The sequence below is a fragment of the Rhodococcus sp. NPDC058532 genome (genome assembly GCF_042719255.1).
Taxonomy (GTDB): Bacteria; Actinomycetota; Actinomycetes; order Mycobacteriales; family Mycobacteriaceae; genus Rhodococcus_G.
The window spans coordinates 119,581-137,754 of sequence record NZ_JBHXNU010000001.1; the positions used below are offsets into that span (position 1 = coordinate 119,581).

20 protein-coding genes and 1 tRNA gene are annotated in these 18,174 nt (G+C 70.8%); 13 read left to right on the plus strand and 8 right to left on the minus strand.

The window, feature by feature from the left end:
- The first annotated feature begins 55 nt into the window (after nucleotides 1-55).
- Both ACFWQG_RS00545 and ACFWQG_RS00550 read left to right on the plus strand, forming a co-directional pair.
- The gene (locus ACFWQG_RS00545) at nucleotides 56-553 is read left to right on the plus strand and encodes a molybdenum cofactor biosynthesis protein B (RefSeq protein ID WP_378505618.1); all 498 of its coding nucleotides are present in this window, start codon (nucleotides 56-58) and stop codon (nucleotides 551-553) included.
- Nucleotides 550-747 (plus strand): hypothetical protein, encoded by a 198-nt coding sequence (locus ACFWQG_RS00550; protein WP_378505619.1) that lies wholly within the window; start codon nucleotides 550-552, stop codon nucleotides 745-747. The genes ACFWQG_RS00545 and ACFWQG_RS00550 overlap by 4 nt, the downstream gene beginning before the upstream one ends.
- Before the next feature lie 72 nt (nucleotides 748-819).
- Here ACFWQG_RS00550 and mscL (ACFWQG_RS00555) read toward each other — a convergent pair whose 3' ends face one another.
- The 5 genes from mscL (ACFWQG_RS00555) to ACFWQG_RS00575 all read right to left on the minus strand — a co-directional run bounded on the left by mscL (ACFWQG_RS00555) (nucleotide 820) and on the right by ACFWQG_RS00575 (nucleotide 3,852).
- The gene (mscL, locus tag ACFWQG_RS00555) at nucleotides 820-1,215 is read right to left on the minus strand and encodes a large conductance mechanosensitive channel protein MscL (RefSeq protein ID WP_378505620.1); all 396 of its coding nucleotides are present in this window, start codon (nucleotides 1,213-1,215) and stop codon (nucleotides 820-822) included.
- A gap of 372 nt (nucleotides 1,216-1,587) precedes the next feature.
- The gene (mscL, locus tag ACFWQG_RS00560; protein ID WP_378505621.1) at nucleotides 1,588-1,977 is read right to left on the minus strand and encodes a large conductance mechanosensitive channel protein MscL; all 390 of its coding nucleotides are present in this window, start codon (nucleotides 1,975-1,977) and stop codon (nucleotides 1,588-1,590) included.
- A 125-nt stretch (nucleotides 1,978-2,102) separates the two neighbouring features.
- Entirely contained in the window at nucleotides 2,103-2,765 is a 663-nt protein-coding gene (locus ACFWQG_RS00565) for an SAF domain-containing protein (RefSeq protein WP_378505622.1), read from the minus strand.
- An 85-nt stretch (nucleotides 2,766-2,850) separates the two neighbouring features.
- Complete coding sequence (locus ACFWQG_RS00570) at nucleotides 2,851-3,126, minus strand: FmdB family zinc ribbon protein (RefSeq protein ID WP_378505623.1); 276 nt, start codon at nucleotides 3,124-3,126, stop codon at nucleotides 2,851-2,853.
- 96 nt (nucleotides 3,127-3,222) lie between these two features.
- Nucleotides 3,223-3,852 (minus strand): 5-formyltetrahydrofolate cyclo-ligase, encoded by a 630-nt coding sequence (locus ACFWQG_RS00575; protein WP_378505624.1) that lies wholly within the window; start codon nucleotides 3,850-3,852, stop codon nucleotides 3,223-3,225.
- A 52-nt stretch (nucleotides 3,853-3,904) separates the two neighbouring features.
- On the opposite strand from ACFWQG_RS00575, the gene ACFWQG_RS00580 reads away from it, so the two are divergent.
- The 6 genes from ACFWQG_RS00580 to ACFWQG_RS00605 all read left to right on the plus strand — a co-directional run bounded on the left by ACFWQG_RS00580 (nucleotide 3,905) and on the right by ACFWQG_RS00605 (nucleotide 9,611).
- Complete coding sequence (locus ACFWQG_RS00580) at nucleotides 3,905-4,825, plus strand: UTP--glucose-1-phosphate uridylyltransferase (protein ID WP_378505625.1); 921 nt, start codon at nucleotides 3,905-3,907, stop codon at nucleotides 4,823-4,825.
- A 23-nt stretch (nucleotides 4,826-4,848) separates the two neighbouring features.
- Nucleotides 4,849-6,108 (plus strand): gephyrin-like molybdotransferase Glp, encoded by a 1,260-nt coding sequence (gene glp / locus ACFWQG_RS00585; protein WP_378505626.1) that lies wholly within the window; start codon nucleotides 4,849-4,851, stop codon nucleotides 6,106-6,108.
- Between the two features lie 4 nt (nucleotides 6,109-6,112).
- Nucleotides 6,113-6,769 carry a GNAT family N-acetyltransferase gene (locus tag ACFWQG_RS00590; RefSeq protein WP_378505627.1) on the plus strand — a complete coding sequence of 219 codons (657 nt, stop codon included), beginning with the start codon at nucleotides 6,113-6,115 and terminating at the stop codon, nucleotides 6,767-6,769.
- Nucleotides 6,770-6,964: 195 nt separating this feature from the next.
- On the plus strand, nucleotides 6,965-7,777 hold the full coding sequence (gene glpR, locus ACFWQG_RS00595; RefSeq protein ID WP_378505628.1) for a gephyrin-like molybdotransferase receptor GlpR: 813 nt from the start codon (nucleotides 6,965-6,967) through the stop codon (nucleotides 7,775-7,777).
- Nucleotides 7,778-7,865: 88 nt separating this feature from the next.
- A tRNA-Ala gene (locus ACFWQG_RS00600) sits at nucleotides 7,866-7,941 on the plus strand.
- 236 nt (nucleotides 7,942-8,177) lie between these two features.
- The gene (locus ACFWQG_RS00605) at nucleotides 8,178-9,611 is read left to right on the plus strand and encodes an Ig-like domain-containing protein (RefSeq protein WP_378505629.1); all 1,434 of its coding nucleotides are present in this window, start codon (nucleotides 8,178-8,180) and stop codon (nucleotides 9,609-9,611) included.
- 88 nt (nucleotides 9,612-9,699) lie between these two features.
- On the opposite strand, the gene ACFWQG_RS00610 is transcribed toward ACFWQG_RS00605, so the two are convergent.
- Nucleotides 9,700-11,466 (minus strand): AMP-dependent synthetase/ligase, encoded by a 1,767-nt coding sequence (locus ACFWQG_RS00610; RefSeq protein WP_378505630.1) that lies wholly within the window; start codon nucleotides 11,464-11,466, stop codon nucleotides 9,700-9,702.
- Nucleotides 11,467-11,612: 146 nt separating this feature from the next.
- Here ACFWQG_RS00610 and ACFWQG_RS00615 point away from each other — a divergent pair, with 146 nt between their 5' ends.
- The 3 genes from ACFWQG_RS00615 to ACFWQG_RS00625 all read left to right on the plus strand — a co-directional run bounded on the left by ACFWQG_RS00615 (nucleotide 11,613) and on the right by ACFWQG_RS00625 (nucleotide 14,331).
- Complete coding sequence (locus ACFWQG_RS00615; protein WP_378505631.1) at nucleotides 11,613-11,768, plus strand: hypothetical protein; 156 nt, start codon at nucleotides 11,613-11,615, stop codon at nucleotides 11,766-11,768.
- A 105-nt stretch (nucleotides 11,769-11,873) separates the two neighbouring features.
- A complete protein-coding gene (locus ACFWQG_RS00620) occupies nucleotides 11,874-12,710 on the plus strand; it encodes an SDR family oxidoreductase (RefSeq protein WP_378505632.1) in 837 nt (278 codons plus the stop codon).
- A 211-nt stretch (nucleotides 12,711-12,921) separates the two neighbouring features.
- Complete coding sequence (locus ACFWQG_RS00625) at nucleotides 12,922-14,331, plus strand: Ig-like domain-containing protein (RefSeq protein WP_378505633.1); 1,410 nt, start codon at nucleotides 12,922-12,924, stop codon at nucleotides 14,329-14,331.
- 61 nt (nucleotides 14,332-14,392) lie between these two features.
- Here the strand turns inward: ACFWQG_RS00625 and ACFWQG_RS00630 are convergent, their stop codons facing one another.
- Entirely contained in the window at nucleotides 14,393-15,085 is a 693-nt protein-coding gene (locus tag ACFWQG_RS00630) for an ABC transporter ATP-binding protein (RefSeq protein ID WP_378505634.1), read from the minus strand.
- A 17-nt stretch (nucleotides 15,086-15,102) separates the two neighbouring features.
- Entirely contained in the window at nucleotides 15,103-16,170 is a 1,068-nt protein-coding gene (locus ACFWQG_RS00635; RefSeq protein WP_378505635.1) for an FtsX-like permease family protein, read from the minus strand.
- Nucleotides 16,171-16,298: 128 nt separating this feature from the next.
- Between ACFWQG_RS00635 and ACFWQG_RS00640 the strand changes: the two genes are divergently transcribed.
- Together ACFWQG_RS00640 and ACFWQG_RS00645 are read left to right on the plus strand one after the other, a co-directional pair.
- A complete protein-coding gene (locus tag ACFWQG_RS00640) occupies nucleotides 16,299-17,492 on the plus strand; it encodes a sensor histidine kinase (RefSeq protein WP_378505636.1) in 1,194 nt (397 codons plus the stop codon).
- Complete coding sequence (locus ACFWQG_RS00645; RefSeq protein ID WP_378505637.1) at nucleotides 17,489-18,112, plus strand: response regulator; 624 nt, start codon at nucleotides 17,489-17,491, stop codon at nucleotides 18,110-18,112. Before ACFWQG_RS00640 ends, ACFWQG_RS00645 begins: the two co-directional genes overlap by 4 nt.
- Nucleotides 18,113-18,174: the final 62 nt, after the last annotated feature.

An 18,174-nucleotide genomic window follows, 5' to 3' on the forward strand; every position in this document is an offset into this window, starting at 1 on the left:
GTGGATCGGCGGCTCCCCGGCGCCGGTCCGCGGTGCTACCACTACCGTAGGAGTCATGGACATCGAAGCTCCGCTGGCTGGCCGCGCACTCGTGGTGATCGTCGACGACCGAACCGCTCACGGTGACGGAGTGGACTCCACGGGACCGCTGGTCACCGAGTTGCTCTCCGAGGCCGGGTTCTTTGTCGACGCCGTCGTCGCGGTCGCCGCGGACGAGGTCGAGATCCGCAACGCCCTCAACACGGCCGTGATCGGCGGGGTCGACCTGGTGATCTCCGTCGGCGGCACCGGGGTGTCGCCGCGGGACGTGACGCCGGACGCAACGACCGCCGTCCTGGACCGGGAGATCCCCGGCATCAGCGAGGCGCTGCGCTCCTCCGGCCTCGCTGCCGGCGCGTTGGACGCGGGCCTCTCCCGCGGCGTCGTCGGGGTGTCGGGCAGTACCCTGGTGGCGAACCTGGCCTCGTCCCGCGCCGCGGTGCGCGACGGGATGGCCACCCTGACCCCGCTCGCCAGCGCCGTCATCGGCGAGCTCTCCCGCATCGAGGAGTGACGATCACCGACTCCGCGCCCGGCGCGCATCCCGGCCGAGACCCGAACGTGCGGGCCCGGCTGGCGCGCATCTTCGGCGACGTGCTTCCCGACACCACCCGCGACGAACGCGGCGAGTCCGACGGAACGGCCGGTGCGAGCGAGGGCTCATCCGACGAGTGGCTCCGCAGGCAGGTGCCCCCGCACCACGGCTGAGCCTGGACATCGGTACCGAACAGTGTGGCCCGCACCGAAAACGGTGCGGGCCACACTGGTGCGCGCTGCGGGTCAGTCGATCGAGCGTTCCACGGGACGCTCGGCGAGCAGGTCCCGGATCTCGGTGAGCAGGTCCACCTCGGTGGCCTCCAGCGCCTCCTCCGCGGTGACGAACCGCGACTTGGCGTGGGTGTACGGCACGATCAGGATGAAGTAGACCACCGCGGCGATGATCACGAAGTTGATCGCGGCGCTGATCACCGCCCCGATGTTGACGAAGGTTTCCGGGTTGCTGGTGATCTGGAAACCGAATCCCAGCTCGGCGCTGCCGACGGACGCGACGAGCGGATTGACGATGTTGTCGGTGAAGGCGGTGACGATGGCGGTGAATGCCGCGCCGACCACGACCGCGACCGCGAGGTCGAGCACGTTGCCTTTGAGCAGGAAGTCCTTGAAGCCTTTGAGCATGCCTTGTCCTCGTTTCGCTTGGTACGGGGGCCCGGACCTTCCGAATGCTAAGGAGATCGCTACCTCACCGCAAACGAGACGGCGGCGTGTCTCGGCTCGAACAACGCCGGTCGCACGCGGTCCGCGGCGCGCACTGGTGCCGCCGGTTGATCGTGTGCAACGGTGAGGCGCACGCGTTCACCAGTGTTTTTCGCGTCCCCGCTCGGCGCGTGAGCCGACGGGTCGCACCCACCGGTCCCCGCACCACCGACGGCCGCCGGACGGCACGGATCCGCGCGGAGTGTCGGACGAGTCATACCGGACCTCGACGTGGTCGGCGCCTCCCCCGCACGGCCGCTGTCGGCCCGATCGCCCCCTCCTGACGCGCCGGCCTCAGGTGCGTTCGGTGGAGCGATCGGCGAGCAGGTCGCGGATCTCGGTGAGCAGTTCGATGTCCGTGGCCTGCTTTTCGTCCTCGGTCATGAACCGTTCCTTGGCATGGTTGTACGGAACGATGAGGACGAAGTAGACGACCGCGGCGATGATCACGAAGTTGATCGCGGCGGTGATGACCGCGCCGATGTTGACGAACGTCTCGGGGCTGTCGGTGAGCTGGAAGCCGAAGCCCAGCTCGTTGCTGCCGCCGAGGGTGGCGATGATCGGATTGATGACGTACGTGGTGAACGCGGTGACGATGGCGGTGAAGGCGGCGCCGATGACCACCGCGACCGCGAGATCGAGCACGTTGCCTTTGAGCAGGAAATCCTTGAAGCCCTTGAGCATGACCTGTCCTCGTTTCACGACGGATTCGACAACGGACCGGGTGGTGAAAATGCTAGGGGCAGTGCCGCGGGTGGGGCAACCTCCGCGCGCGGGGCAGTGGACCCGCCAGTCGGTGGACGGGCCGGTCAGTGGAACGTGACGGTCAGCGCGCCGGTGAGCGACGCGGCGGCGACGGTGGTTGCGGTGGCCTCGGGCAGTGCGGCAAGCACCACCGGTGCCCGCGCGGCGCGTCCGTCGTCCTTCTCCCCGACGAGGACCACGGTCGCGGCCGATGCGAGGACCCGCGGCGCGGCAGCCCCCTCCGCGTCGACGGCCAGGATGTCGACGCGGTCACCGACCCGCACCAGCCCGGCCACCTCCGCGTCCTCGATCCGGACCGGGACGATCCGCGCGTCCGGTCCCGCTGCGGCCTCGGCGAGTCGGGAGCCGAGGATTCGGACGTCGGTGAGCGGTTCCCCGGCCCGGGCCGGGCCGGCAAGGGTGTGACCGACGGCGGCGTCGAGGCTGCGCAGAGAACCATCGGGAACGGGGTCGGGGACGTCGAGCAACCGGAGATCGGCGGCGGTGAGGACGGTGCCGGGCCCCAGGTCCCGTGCCGTGGCGACGATCGACACCCGGTCGGTCTGCTCGCCCCGGATCGCCAGGACGAGGGCGAGGGCGGCGAGGATCCCCGCCGCGATCCGGCGGGGCAGGGCGGTCCGCGTCCAATCGGGGCGGGTCAGCCGCAGCAGTCGGTCGACCGGGGTGGGGGACAGGGCGCCGGGGCGGCGCCGGGCATCGCGGACCATGCCCCAACGCTAGGGCGACCGGGCGGGCACACCCCGCCTCCGGATCCACCCTGTGGATGGATTCGGGGCCTGTGGAGAAAGGGGATCAGCTGGTGGCGGGCGCGGGGGTGGCCGAACCGGAGGTCGACGACGAATCCGACGACGGGGTGCTCGCCTTCGCCGGTTCGCTCGCGGTGCTCGCGCCGCCACGGCTGTCGGTCCGGTAGAAGCCGCTGCCCTTGAACACGATGCCGACGGAGTTGAACAGCTTGCGCAGCTTGCCGTTGCACTCGGTGCAGACGGTCAGCGAGTCGTCGGTGAACGACTGCACGATGTCGAAGCGGTTGTCGCATTCGGTGCAGGCATAGGAGTAAGTGGGCACTGCAGGTTCCTCCGCGCGGATACTCGAGCCCCGGCAGGTGATACCGCGGGCACTGGCACTTTACCGTCCCGAGTGCCAACGCCGGTAATCGTCGGCCTATTCCGCCCCGCCGAGCACGCGCAGGCCGCCGACCGGGGTCAGGACCTCTCGCATCCGCACGTCGTGGGGGTCCTCGGGCAGTTCGTCGACCACCTCGGCGTCGCGGACCACCGCAATCAACCGGGGCACCGCATGCTCGCCGCGCCCGGCGGCGAACACGAGGGTGCGGTCATAGAAGCCGGCGCCGCGGCCGAGGCGGACACCCCGACGGTCCACCGCGAGCGCGGGGATCAGCAGCAGGGCCGCCGCGGCGACCGTCTCCGGCGGCAGGTGCGGCGGCGCGGGTTCCCGCAGCCCGAACGGGGCAGGGACCAGCGCGCCCTCGCCGCGATAGGGGGCCCACCAGAGCGGTCCCGGCGCGTGCGCCACCGGCAGCAGGACCCGGCGGACGCGGGCGGCGAGGGCGTCGAGCACGGCAACCGACCCGGGTTCCCTGCCGACCGGGACGTAGGCGCACACCGTCGCGTCGGGGCCGAGCTCGGTGCCGATGCGGGCAGCGGCCGCCGCGAGTGCGGCGTCCTCGGCGGCCTTGGTGTCCGCGTCCACGTCGCGACGGCGCGTCAGGATCTCGGTGCGCCACGCATCCTTGGTCGCCGGCGGGGTTGGGCCGAGGTCGGACTCGTTCATACCGGCAACCCTAGGATCCCGGGCGCGCGGCCGACACGGATAGGGTGTGGCCATGACAGACAGCGGCACCAACATGAACAGGGCCTTCCGCACCGCGGTGGTCCCGGCGGCGGGGCTGGGCACCCGGTTCCTGCCCGCGACCAAGACGGTGCCGAAGGAACTGCTGCCGGTCGTCGACACACCGGGCATCGAGCTGGTCGCGGGCGAGGCCGCCGATTCGGGTGCCAACCGGCTGGTCATCGTGACCTCGGAGGGCAAGGACGGCGTCGTCGCGCACTTCGTCGAGGATCTCGTCCTGGAGACCAAGCTCGAGGCCAGTGGCAAGTCGCACCTGCTCGAGAAGGTCCGCAAGGCGCAGGGCCTGCTGAAGGTCGAGTCGGTCGTGCAGGACGAGCCGCTCGGACTCGGTCACGCGGTCTCCTGCGCGGAGTCCGTCCTCGACGAGGACGAGGACGCGATCGCGGTGCTGCTGCCCGACGATCTGGTGATGCCGCGCGGCGTCCTCGAGACGATGGCCCGGGTCCGGGCCAAGCGCGGCGGCAGCGTGCTGTGCGCGATCGACGTGCCGAAGGATCAGGTCAGCGCTTACGGGGTGTTCGACGTCCAGGAGGTTCCGGACGCGACGAACCCCGATGTACTGAAGGTCGTCGGGATGGTCGAGAAGCCGAAGCGGGAGGACGCGCCGTCCACCTTTGCCGCGGCGGGCCGCTACCTGCTGGACCGGGCGATCTTCGACGCCCTGCGCCGCATCACGCCGGGCCAGGGCGGGGAACTGCAGCTCACCGACGCGATCGCGCTGCTGATCGAGGAGGGGCACCCGGTGCATGTGGTGGTCCACCGCGGGGGACGACACGACCTCGGAAATCCCGGAGGCTACCTCCGCGCTGCGGTTGACTTTGCGCTCGACAGCGAAGAGTACGGTCCGTCGCTGCGTGAGTGGCTCGTCGAGAGACTGCAGCAGACGGAGCGGTAGTGGGGTCGGGAGGCAGCGTCTACATGCGCTCGGTTGAGGAGCAGCAGGCCAGGGTCACCGCCGCCGCCGTCGCGCCACGACCGGTGCGGGTCGCGATCTCGGAGTCGCAGGGACTGCTGTGCGCCGAGGAAGTGGTCGCCGAGCGTCCGCTGCCGGGATTCGACCAGGCGGCGATCGACGGCTACGCGGTGCGCAGCGTCGACGTCTCCGCCGCGGACTCCGGTCAACTCAGCGAGAGCGGTGAGCCGGTCAACATCGTCCTGCCCGTCGTCGGTGAGGTGACCGCGGGGTCCCGCCAGCCCACCCGGCTGCAGCCGCGGCAGGCGGTGCGTGTCGACACCGGCGCCCCGATGCCGACCCTCGCCGACGCGGTTCTTCCGCTCGACCGCACCGACGGCGGCCAGAACCGGGTCCGGGTGCTGCGCCCGGTCCGGTCCGGCGACTACGTCCGGCGGGTCGGCGACGACGTTCAGCCCGGCGATGTCGCGGTTCGGGCGGGCACCATCATCGGCGCGGCCCAGGTCGGTCTGCTCGCCGCGGTCGGACGCGACAAGGTGCTCGTGCATCCGAGGCCGCGGCTGTCGGTGATCAGCGTCGGCGGCGAACTCGTCGACGTGGACCGCACTCCCGGTCCGGGGCAGGTGTACGACGTGAACTCGTACGCGCTCGCCGCCGCCGCCCGTGATGCGGGCGCGGACGTGAACCGGGTCGGGATCGCGGGCACCGACATGCGTCGCCTGCGGGAGGTCGTCGAGGGGCAGTTGATCCGCTCGGAGATCGTGGTGATCGCCGGGGCCGTCGGCGGCGGCGCCTCGGACCAGGTGCGGGACGCGTTGCGGGAGCTCGGCGACCTCGAGGTGGAGCGGGTCGCGATGCACCCGGGGTCGGTGCAGGGCTTCGGTCAGCTCGGCCGCGACGAGGTCCCCACGTTCCTGTTGCCGTCCAATCCGGTCAGCGCCCTGGTGGTGTTCGAGGTGATGGTGCGGCCGCTGATCCGGATCGCGTTGGGCCGCAGGCAGTCGATGCGGCGGGTCGTCACCGCCCGCACCGTCGCGCCGATCACTTCGGTCGCCGACCGGAAGGGCTATCTGCGGGGACAGTTGATGCGCGACGAATCGACCGGCGAGTACCTGGTGCAGGCGCTCGGTGGCGCGCCCGCGGCGTCCTCGCACCTGCTCGCCACCCTCGCCGAGGCGAACTGTCTGGTGCTGGTCGACGCGGAGGTGACCGACCTGCGGACCGGTGACCGGGTGGACGTCGCCTTTCTTGCACAGCGGGGCTGACCGGGTGTCGACGGCCCTGCGCCGCTATTCTCCGCACCCCGGCTGGCCTGCCCGGCTCGGCCCGCTGGTGGTGCCCGCGGGTCGGGTGACCCTACGACCGATCCGGCTGCGCGACGCGGCGACCTGGAGTCGGTTGCGGATCCGGGACGAGGACCATCTGCGGCCGTGGGAGCCGACCGGTGAGGGTCCGTGGGATGCGCGGCACCACATCGGGAACTGGCCTGCGCTGTGTTCGTCGCTGCGCTCGGAGGCCCGCAAGGGCCGGATGCTGCCGATGGTCATCGAGCTCGACGGCCGGTTCTGCGGGCAACTGACGATCGGCAACGTGGTCGGCGGAGCGTTGCGGTCCGCGTGGATCGGATATTGGGTGTCGAAGGAGGATGGCGGCCGTGGCGTCGCCACCGCGGCGCTCGCGTTGGGTCTCGACCACGGGTTCGGTCCGGTCGGGTTGCACCGGATCGAGGCGACGGTGCGCCCGGAGAACCTGCCGAGTCGGGCGGTGCTGCGCAACGTCGGGTTCCGGGAGGAGGGCCTGCTTGAGCGGTACCTGGATGTCGACGGGCAGTGGCGGGACCATCTGTTGGTGGCGATGACGATCGAGGAGTTGGAGGCGACGGCAGCGGATCGGCTGGTGCGCGCCGGGCGCGCCTCGTGGGGCTGACGACCGTGCTGGCTACCGATTGGCTACCCGGGATGCGCGGATGCGGCAGTAGTGACTAATGTGGCATGTGGGAAAGCTGAGTCGGCGCGTCTGCGGGGAACAGTGCGCCGACGCAACTAGCCTGAGTGGACCAACCGGGTCGAATATGCAGGTGACAGCTGTGCTGGCAGCCGACAGGGAGGGAGGTCGCCCGACATGCCGAACTCGCTCGTGGTCATTGCGCTGGTGGCGATGTGGCTGTTCGTGCTGCTTCCGATGCAGGCCAAGCGCAGGCCGCGAATTCGTCAGACAACGGACGCGGCGCTCGCCACCCGGGTGCTCGACCGCGACCTGCACGCCCGCCAGAATCGGCGCGGCCCGGCGACCGGGCACCGCAGCGACCCCAACTGGCGCCCAGACCCCAATCGCCCCCTGCACGCGGAGGACTGGATGGAAGCGCACGCTCGAGCGGACGTGGACCCCCACGATCTCGACTACGACGACCCCGACCTGGATGCCGAGTACGACGACGACATCGACCGTGCCGTGCCGCGCTACGACGAGCGCGGCGGCACCCCCTACCGGCGCGGCCGCGGCGGCTTCGACCCCGAGGCCGACGCGATTGCCCGCGCCGCGCGGTACGCCTTCCGGCAGCGGGCGGTCCTCGGGTTGGTGCTCGCCGCGATCATGGCGGGTGCGCTGGCCCTGATCGTCTCCTCGACACTGTGGTGGGCGTGCGCGGCAGCGCTGCTCGGCACCGTCGGATACCTGGCGTACCTGCGTCGTCAGGTGCAGATCGAGCAGGAGATCCGGCGCCGCCGGATGGCCCGGCTCGGCCGGTCCCGGCTCGGGGTGGAGTCGCACGACGACGAGGAGCTCCGCCTGGTGCCCTCGCGCCTGCGGCGTCCCGGTGCCGTCGTGCTCGAGGTCGACGACGAGGATCCGGTCTTTGACCACCTCGACCGGCACGACCCGTACTTCGACGAGGACGACGATCCGGGTGAGGTCCGTCGCGTGGTCGGCCAGTAGTCCCCGAAACGGGTGTTGACCAGCTGATTTCATGGTTGCTCGAGGAGCCTGTTAGAGTTGCCGGGCACTCCTTCGGAGGGCAAGGACTGGGGCTGTGGCGCAGTTGGTAGCGCGCTTCGTTCGCATCGAAGAGGTCAGGGGTTCGATTCCCCTCAGCTCCACCAGTAGGACAGACAAGGCGTCGCCCGCATTGCCGGCGGCGCCTTGTCTGCGTCTCGGGACCCTCCGCCGCGTGTAGGTCAATCGTCCACCTTCCCTCCCGAATCGGCGCTGAACCATCGATCGATGTGGTCTACTCCTTCGCGACTTTGTGCCGGCGAGGCCGCATGCCGAGGTAACTGGCGCACCGAACCCTGGAGCACGGCGACCCGCCCTGCGCGGTCCGTCGTGGAGGAGACACATGTCTGACAACAACACTCGTCGCGCGGTCGGGGCGGTCGGAGCCTTCGCGGTTGCCGCGGGCTTCGCGGTGGTCGCAGGGTCGGGCGTCGCCGCCGCCGCGCCGGTGAGCGTGGACTGGTGGGACGGGAACTCGCACTTCACGCGCACGATCAGCAACAGCACCCCGAAGGAGGGCGACGTGGTCACCACGTCGACCCGGTTCGAACGCAAGGCGTGGACCAGCCTCGAGATCATCAACCAGGTCAAGGACGTGCACCCGACCTGCCTGACCTACGTCGAGGGCTCGGCGAAGGTCGACGGGACGCCGCGTGCCCTCGACAGCCAGGGGCCGGACTTCGCGAAGGTCACCGGCAGCTGGACGGTGTACCCGAACATCGATCCCAAATCGCACACCTTCGAGTTCTCCTACACGGTCGGTCCGGACTGCGATCGCTCCGTTCCGCTGATGACGACGATGCACTACGCGGGCGGTCTCGGCGAGGGCGTCTACCAGGGCAAGGGGCCGACGCTCACGGTCGCGAGGAACACCACCTCCACGACGCTCGCCGCGGTGTCCGGCGCGCAGGTCGGCGCGGCGGTGACCCTGTCCGCGGCGGTCACCGGCGGCGCGAACGGTGACACCGTCGAGTTCTTCGACGGCGGAGCCAAGATCGGCGCGGGCACCCTCACCAACGGTGTCGCGACCTACGCCTGGACCCCCGGCAACCGTGGATCGCACGCACTGGTCGCCAAGTTCCCCGCCACCGCGAAGGCGGACGCGTCCGAATCCTCGGCGCAGACCGTCCAGGTCACCGACGCCGACGTCGCCTCGTCGACCGCGCTTGCCGCGGTGTCCGGCGCTCAGGTCGGCCGCCCGTCCGTGCTGAAGGCGACGGTCACCCCGGCGGCCGCCGGCGGCACCGTGGTCTTCAAGGACGGCAACGCCACCCTCGCCGAGGTGCCGGTCGCCGCGAACGGTGAGGCCACCTACACCTGGGTGCCGTCGACGGCGGGCAGCCACGCGATCGGCGCGGCCTTCTCCGGCCGGGTAGGCGTGACCGGGTCCGCGGCGAACGCGACGGTCGAGGTCGCGGAGGCCCCGGCGGGCAACACCGCATCCAGCACCGCGATCGCGGTCGGCGCGAACCCGAAGGTCGGGGTCGCGAACACGGTCTCGGCGCAGGTCACCCCCGGCAACGCGGGCGGCTCGGTCACCTTCAAGGACGGCGATACCGTGCTCGGGACGGTGCAGGTCGACGCGGCCGGAACGGCGGAACTGTCGTGGACGCCTGCGACCGCGGGGCAGCGGGTGATCACGGCGGAGTACTCGGGTGCGGGCACCGTCAACGCCTCGGCCGACGCGGAGTCGGTGCAGGTGGCGGCGGCCGATGGCGGCACCCCCGGTGGTGACGGCGGCACCGGAAGCCTGGACGGGCTGTTCGGCTCCAGCTAGTTCCCTGACTCACCCGGATCCCCGTCACCGGCGCACGGTGGCGGGGATCCGCTGCGTCCGGGGCCGTTCGCGCCGCGATGGTGTGGGATCAGCCCGCGTAGAGGTCGTCGATCCGGTCCGCGTACTTCGCGGTGATCGGGGCGCGGCGCAGCTTCATCGTCGGGGTGAACTCGTCCCCGCCCGGCTCCCAGACGTCGGGGAGGATGGTGAACCGCTTGACCTGTTCGACCTGCGACAGGTGGCTGTTGGCGGCGTCGACGGCCCGCTCGACTTCCGTCCGCACGTCCGGGTTCACCGCGAGTTCCTCGGCGGTCTCGTCGGTGCTGCCGGTCCGCGCCGCGAACGCGGCTGCCACCTCGGTGTCGAGGGTGAGCAGCGCGGTCACGTAGGGGCGGTTGTCGCCGATCGCGACGGCCCCCGCGATCAGTGGGCTCGCGGCGTGCAGGGCGTCCTCGATGGCGGCGGGGGAGATGTTCTTGCCTCCGGTGGTGACGATCAGTTCCTTTTTCCGGTCGACGATGGTCACGTAGCCGTCGGTGTCGATGGTCGCGATGTCGCCGGTGTGCAGCCAGCCGTCGGCGTCCAGGGCGTCCGCGGTCTTCTCCGGCTCGCCGCGGTAGCCCCGCATCACGCCCGGACCCGAGACGAGCAGCTCGCCGTCGTCGGCGAGCTTCATGTTGACGCCTGCCATCGGTTCGCCGACCGTGCCGATGCGGATCGAACCGGGCCGGTTCGCCGTGCCGGTCGCGGCGGTTTCGGACATCGCCCATGCCTCGCAGCACGGGATGCCGAGGCCGAGGATGAAGGCCAGCACGTCGGGCGACATCGGGGCGGCGGCGGTGATCGCGAGGCGCACCTCGTCCAGTCCGAGCTTGCGGCGGATCGGGGCGAGCACGAGCCGCTCGGCCGCCGCGTGCTGCAGTTCCAGGCGGTGCGGGATCGGGACGCCTGCCGAGCGCATCCGCGCGGTGCGGATGCCGACGTCGATCGCCCAGCCGGCCAGCCGCCGTTTCGGTGCGCTGGTCTCCGCGTCGAGCGCCGCCTCGACCCCGGCCTTCACCTTGTACCAGACCTGCGGGACGGCGAGAAAGATCGTCGGGCGCACCTCCGGCAGCGCGGTCACCGCCTGCTTCGGGTTTGCGAGGGTGGTGATCTCGGTGGCGAAGAAGATCCCGCAGTAATGGGCGACGTTGCGGTTCGCGATGTGGGCGTCCGGGAGATAGGACACCCCGCGGTCGTCGGAGGTGGGGTGCGCGAGTTCGACGCTCGCATCCCGGAAGGCAATCACGTTCGTGTGGGTGAGTTCGACGCCCTTCGGCGGCCCGGTGGTGCCGGAGGTGTAGATGACCGTGATCAGGTCGTCGGGGCGGACGGCCCGCCAACTCGTCTCGAAGTCAAAGTCCGGGTCGGGTTCCGCCTCGACGTCCGCGAGGCCGATCGTGCCCTCCGGTGTGCCGTCGACGCACACGATGCGCTCGACCGGGGTGCCGGGCGCTGCCTCCCGGATCACCGGCAGGAACTGGCTCTCGCACACCATGATCCGGCAGCCCGCGTTGGTGAGCACGTGGTGCAGTTGCTCGGCGGCGAGGGTGTTGTAGACGGAGAACGGGGTGGCGCCTGCGTGTACCGCTGCCGTGTCGACGAGGTGGAACTCGGGACGGTTGGTCAGCATTAAACCCACCGTGTCCCCGTGTCGGACACCGAGTTTCGCGAGCCCGGCGGCGATGGCGCGGACCCGACCGGCGTACTGGCTCCAGGTGATTGTCACCGACCCGTCGGCGGTGCGCAGCGCCACCTTGTCCGGGTGGCGGGCTGCCGTGTCCTGGAACGCCGCGCACAGGGTGTCGAGGCTCATGGCGGATCCTCCTTCGGTGGGTGAAGGCGAGAGGGCGCCCGTCCATCCGGGGCTGCCATGTGACCCACGTCACCTCCAGGATAACGCTCCGTGCGGCGTGATCGGGACGGTTGGCGAACGGTCCGAACCGGCGCACACTTGACGGCATGGACCACAGGATGTCGGACGACGAGTTGCGAAGGGCGATCCGGACGTTGCGGGAGCGCGCCGACTACGCCCGCGGTCACGACGACGCGGCAGCAGCGGACGAGATCGAACGCACGATCCGCGAGTACCAGGACGAGATGGGGACCCGACTGTAGATCGGACCCCGCACCGGCGGCAGCAACCGCCGAGGGTGACCCCTGCGCCGGTCGCCCGCACGTACACTCCGATGCGGATCGTGCGGACCGGCATTGGGGGCAGTGATGAAGGAGCTCGGCGGTAAGAAGTGCCTGATCACGGGCGCGGGGAGCGGAATCGGTCGGGCGACCGCCCTGGCGTGCGCGGCCGAGGGTGCGCACCTGCTGCTCACCGACATCAACGAGGTCGGGCTGGCCGAGACCGTCGCTCTCGTCACCGGCGCCGGCGGCGTCGTGACGGAGTCGCGGGCCCTCGACGTCGCGGACTACGAGGCCGTCACCGCGTGGGCGACGCAGGTCGGTGGCGAGCATGGCGCGCTCGACATCGTGATGAACGTGGCCGGGATCTCGGCATGGGGGACCGTGGAGAACCTTGAGCACCGGCATTGGAAGTCGATGGTCGACGTCAACCTGATGGGCCCGATCCACATCATCGAGAACTTCGTGCCGCCGATGGTGCGCGCGGGGCGCGGCGGTCACCTGGTGAACGTGTCGTCGGCGGCCGGGCTGCTGGCCCTGCCGTGGCACGCCGCCTACAGCGCAAGCAAGTTCGGGCTGCGAGGCGTCTCGGAGGTGTTGCGGTTCGACCTGAAGCAGCACGGGATCGGGGTCTCGCTCGTCGTGCCGGGGGCGGTTCGGACACCGCTGGTGGGGACGGTCGAGATCGCGGGCGTGGACCGGGACGATCCGCGGGTCCGCAAGGCGGTGCACCGCTTCGAGCGGCGGGCGGTCACGCCCGAGCACGTCGGGGCGTGCATCGTGCGGGGCGTCAAGCGCGGGCGGTTCCTCGTCTACACCTCCGCCGACGTCCGGTTCGGGTACTGGTGGGCACGGAAGTTCGCGCCGCCCTACGAGTTCGTGATGCAGCAGGCCAACAACCAGTTCGGCAAGTTCCTGCGATAGCGCCGGCAGCGCAGGGCCCCGACCGGGCAGCGCGGAGCAGATCAGGACGCCCGTCCAGTCAGTTCGGTGAAACCGGCGATGCGGGTGACCGAATCGTGATCTACTGCTCCCCGATTTCGGCGCTGGACACCCCACAGCGAGGGGGTGGGCGCCGGGACCCACCACTTCTCGGGGGGCTGGTCGGTCCTCCCTCAGGTTCGGAAGGAATGGCATGTCGGGGATGTCTGGACGCCGCATGATCGCGGCGGCGAGCGCGTTGGGCGTGGCCGCCGGATTCGCGGTCGCATTGGGAACGGGGGTCGCGAACGCCGACCCCGCAACGGTGTCGTGGACGGACGGCGGTGCGAGCTTCACCCGCACGCTGAGCAACCCGACGCCCGCCGAGGGTGAGGTCGTCACGGCCACCACCACCGTCACCGCGGCGGGCAACACGATCAACTGGCTTGAGGATGTCCGCCCGACCTGCATGAACTACAAGCAGGACTCGGTCAAGGTCAACGGCCTCCCGGTTCCCGTCGCCGCCGTCGGCGCGGGCACCGTCAAGGTCCAGGGGTCCTGGGACGCGACCACCGAGCAGAAGTTCGAGTTCCAGTACACCGTCACCGCCAACTGCACCCGCGAGGCCGCGCAGAACAGCGGCGTCTCCTACGGTGGAAGCGCGGCATCGGGTGCCTACACCACCCAGGGTCCCGGGATCACCGTCACCAAGAACGCCACCACCACCACGCTGCAGCCGGTCGGTGCGCTCAAGGGCGGTGTCCAGTCGACGCTCACCGCGAAGGTCACCGGCGGTCGCGCCAACGACGTGGTCAAGTTCTACAAGGGCGCCGACGAGATCGGCACCGGCATGCTCGCCGCGGACGGCGTCGCGACCTACGCGTGGACCCCGTCCAACAATGACGCGGGCACCTTCGACATCACCGCGAAGTTCCTTGGCACCGGCTTCGCGCTCGAGTCGGTCTCCGCGGCGCAGAACGTCACCATCGAGGCGGGCGACCAGGTCACCCGGACCACAGTGATCGTCCCCGCAACATCGCTGGTCAACACCGATGTCGTGCTTGAGGCGCAGGTCGAGCCCTTCCCGGGTGCGGGCACGGTGACGTTCAAGAACGGGATGACCGTGCTCGGCACCGTCGACGTCGACGCCAACGGCAAGGCCAGCCTGGTGCAGAACTTCACCGTCAGCGGCGCCAAGACGATCACCGCGGTCTTCTCCGGCGCCCCCGGATTCGCGGCGTCGACGTCCGCCGCCCAGACCATCCAGGTCGGCGTGCCCGGCGGCGCCGACGTCGCGACCACGCTGACGCTCGACATCCCGGCGCAGGCGCAGGCGGGTCGCTACATCTTCATGCGCGCGAACGTGGCGCCGAAGGCGAGCGGGGGCACCGTGCAGTACTTCAGTGGGCAGGAGCCGCTCGGCAACCCGGTCAACGTCAACGACGGTCTCGCCCAGCAGAGCTACCTGTTCGGCGAGGTCGGCGTGTTCGACATCCGCGCCGTGTACAGCGGAGCCCCCGGCTTCCTGCCGTCCGAGAGCACCACGACCATCACCGTGACCGACGAGCCGCTGCCCAACACCGGTGGTGGCAGCTCCGACCTGATGGGCATGTTCGCGTCGTAGCATTCCCGGCCCGAACGAACGACACCCCGCCCCGGCAGTGCCGGGGCGGGGTGTTCGTCGTTCAGGCGGTGACGCGGGTGGATCCGTCGAACGTCAGTGCCCCGCTGTGCATCTCGTAGACGGCGTCGACCAGGTCCAGCGGTCCGAGGTCGTGGGTGACCATCACGACCGCGACATTCCGCTCCCTGGCTACCGAACCGAGCAGGGCGACGATCTCCCGGCTGCGCGGCTCGTCGAGCGCGGACGTCGGCTCGTCCACCAGCAGCACCGACGGATCGTTCATCAGGCTGCGGGCGATCGCCACCCGCTGACGCTGCCCGCCGGACAGCTGGTGCGGGCGCCGGTCGAGGTGCCCGCCGAGGCCGAGGGTGGTGAGCAGATCCCTCGCCCGGTCCCGCTGATCCCGGACCCGGCCGCCGGATAGGTGCGTCATCAGCAGCAACTGCTCGGTTGCGGTCAGCGAGGCCATCAGATTGGACTGCTGGAACACGAAGCCGAGTCGCTCGCGCCGCAGCGTGGTGCGCTGGGCCCGGCTCAGTCCGGTGAGATCGGCGCCGTCGAGGCGGACGGTGCCGGAGTCGGGGGTGGTCAGCAGGCCGGCGACCGCGAGGAGGCTGGACTTGCCCGACCCGGACGGCCCGGTCACGGCGGCGAACTCGCCGCGGTCGACGACGCAGGTGACGTCGTCGAGGGCGCGCAGCCGGGTGTCGCCGTCGGGGTAGGTCAGCACGATGTCGCGAAGCTCGATGCTCATGGGAAGGTCCTTCCTGGTCAGCGGGCCGCGGCGAGCGCGGTCCTCGGGTCGATCGAGGCGATGCGGGTCACCGCGGCGGCGGCGCCGAGCATGCCGAGGGCGATCAGTGCGACGAACGGCAGCAGCACGCCGCCGACGGTGAGGGTGAACGGGACGGCCTGTGCGGCAATCGTTCCCAGCCCGACGGCGGCCAGCGTCCCGAGCCCGGTGCCGAGCACCAGCAGCACCAGCCCCTGCCCGAGCGCATCCCGCAGCAGGTATCCGGTGGACGCGCCGACCGCCTTGAGCACCGCCAGGTCCGGGCCACGCTGGATGGTCCACACCGTGAAGAAGGCCCCGACCACCAGTGCGCTGACCACCAGCAGCATGCCCTGCATCAACAGCAGTGATCCCCGCTCGGAGCTGTACCCGCCGATGGCGTTCACCGCGTCGTCCACGTCGGTGATCGCGGTGCCGGTCGCGGCGCCCGCCGCGGTGGCGTCGAAGCCGGGGGAGGTGCGCAGCGCGACGACGGTGCCGTCGCTGCCCGCCGCGGTCGGCAGCGCCAGCCAGTCCGCGCGGTCGAACCACACCACCGGCTGGTGGTTGTAGAACGAGTCGTCGACGAGAGCGGCAACCGTCACGGTTCGGCCGCCCGCGTCGACCCGCTGCCCGACCGCCCAGCCGTTGTCCTCGGCCAGCTCGGTGTCCACCGCGACCTCCCCTGCGGCGAGCGGCACCGGGGCGGCGAACGAGGCGCCGTCCACGCCGAACGCGCTCGCGCCGACGTCCCGCCCGTCCACCGTCAACCGCACCGGTGCGATACCGATCAGCGCGGCCTCCTCCACCCCGGCACGCGCCGCGAGCGCGTCCCGCTGGGCGCCGTCCACCCGGGATTCGGAGAACGACAGGTCTTGGCCCTGCGCGGGCACCCCGAACGCGAACCGGTCCGCCCCGATGCCCCGGACCGCCGCGATCGACTGGTTGCCCAGCCCGGCCGTCAGACCCGACAGCATCACCACCATCAGCGCGATCAGGAACAGGACCACACTCATCAGAGTGAAGCGGCCCTTGGCGAAACGGAGATCACGAATACCGATGAACATGACATCCAGCCTCGCCCGGGAACGGGTGCGCTCGCATCGCGCGACGGTTGGGTGTGGTGGTCAATCGAAAGTTGGAATGACTGCGCCGCGGCAGGTCGACGGCCGCCGGCGGTGTTAGCGTGGACGAAATGCAGCTCCCTCACGACCGCGGCCCGATGCCGGTGTTGCGGGTGATGACCCTCGGCGCCCACGTGCTGTTCGTGCTGCTGCTCGCGGTCGGCGTGGCCCGCGCCCTGACCGGTGACGCGAACCCCGCCGCTGCGGTCGCCCTCGCCGCGCTCCTATTCGGCTGGTACCTCGCAGGCGTCTGGTTCGCGGGGCGGTCCGCCGCCACCGGCCGCCCCGGATATGGTCGGCTGTGGCTCGGCGTCCTCGTCCTCGGCTGGCTGGGACTCTCCGCGCTCGACGGCAACTTCGTCTGGGTGGCGTTTCCGCTGTTCTTCCTGTGCTTCCACCTGCTGTCCACCGCGGCGGCGCTGGCGTCCACGGTCGCGATCACCGCCGTCGCGGTCGCCGCGACGCTGTGGCACGGCACCTCGAACACGGTCGCCTCGATCCTCGGGCCGGTCTTCGGTGCCGCGGCCGCCGCCGGGATGGCGGTGGTCTACCAGCAGCTCGTCCAAGACGCGCAGCAGCGCCGCCGACTCTACGACGAACTCGCCCGCTCCCATCACGAATTACTCAGCGCCCAAGACGAACTCGCCCTGGTGCAGCGGGAAGCCGGGGCGGTCGCCGAGCGTGAGCGGCTGGCCCGCGACATCCACGACACCCTCGCCCAGGGATTCTCGTCGATCGTGCTGCTGGCCAGGGCCGGGGAACGGGCGTCCGATCCGGTCGCGGCGCTCGCCCGAATCGCCGACACCGCGCAGGACAACCTCGCCGAGGCGCGCCGGGTGGTGGGGGCGCTGACGCCGTCCGCCCTCGAGGACGCCTCGCTGGCCTCCGCGCTCGGCAGGCTCGTCGGCCAACTGCGCGACCACACCGGAATCGACGCGGGCCTCGTCGTCGACGGAGAACAGGCAGGACTGCCGATGGAATACGACGTCGCGCTGCTGCGCGTTGCGCAGAGCGCGCTGGCCAACGTCCGGTTGCACTCCCGGGCACAGCAGGTGCGGGTGACCATCGCCTACACCCCCGACGAGGTGCGTCTCGACATCGTCGACGATGGGGTCGGGTTCGACCCGGACGCGGCGCCAGCGCCGACCTCGTTCGGCCTGCGCGCGATGCGGGAACGACTCGACTCGCTCGGCGGATCACTCGTCGTCGAGTCCGCCGTCGGGGACGGAACGGCCCTTGCCGCGACGCTTCCGGTGCCATCATGACCCTGAGAATCGTGCTGGTCGACGACCACCCGGTCGTCCGGGCGGGGCTGCGTGCCCTGATCGGATCGCACGACGGGCTCGACGTCGTCGGGGAGGCGTCCTCGGGGGAGGACGCGCTCGACCTGGTCCGCGCGCAGCGACCCGACGTCGTGCTGATGGACCTGCGGCTCGGCGAGGGCATGGACGGCGCGCAGGCGACCGCGGCGATCGTCGCGGAACCGGGTCCGCCGCGTGTCGTGGTGCTCACCACCTACGACACCGACACCGACATCCTGCGGGCCGTGGAGGCAGGCGCGTCGGGCTACCTGCTCAAGGACAGCGACCCGCAGGTGCTCGTCGATGCGATCCGGTCCGCGGCACGCGGCGACACCGTCCTCAACCCCGCTGTGGCACAACGGCTCTACCGGAGGATTCGCGACCCGCGGGTGGACCTGAGCAGTCGGGAGACGGAGATCCTCGCCCTCGTCGCCAGGGGCCTCTCCAACCGGGCCATCGCCAAGGACCTGTTCGTCACCGAGGCCACCGTGAAATCGCATCTGGTGCACGTCTTCTCGAAACTGGAAGTGGACAGCCGCACCGCGGCCGTCGCGGTGGCGAGGGAACGTGGGCTGATCAGCTGAGCCCCCGCCGCGCTACGCCCTGCGCGGCTTGCCGCGGTATGCCCTGCGCGGCCCGCCGCGGT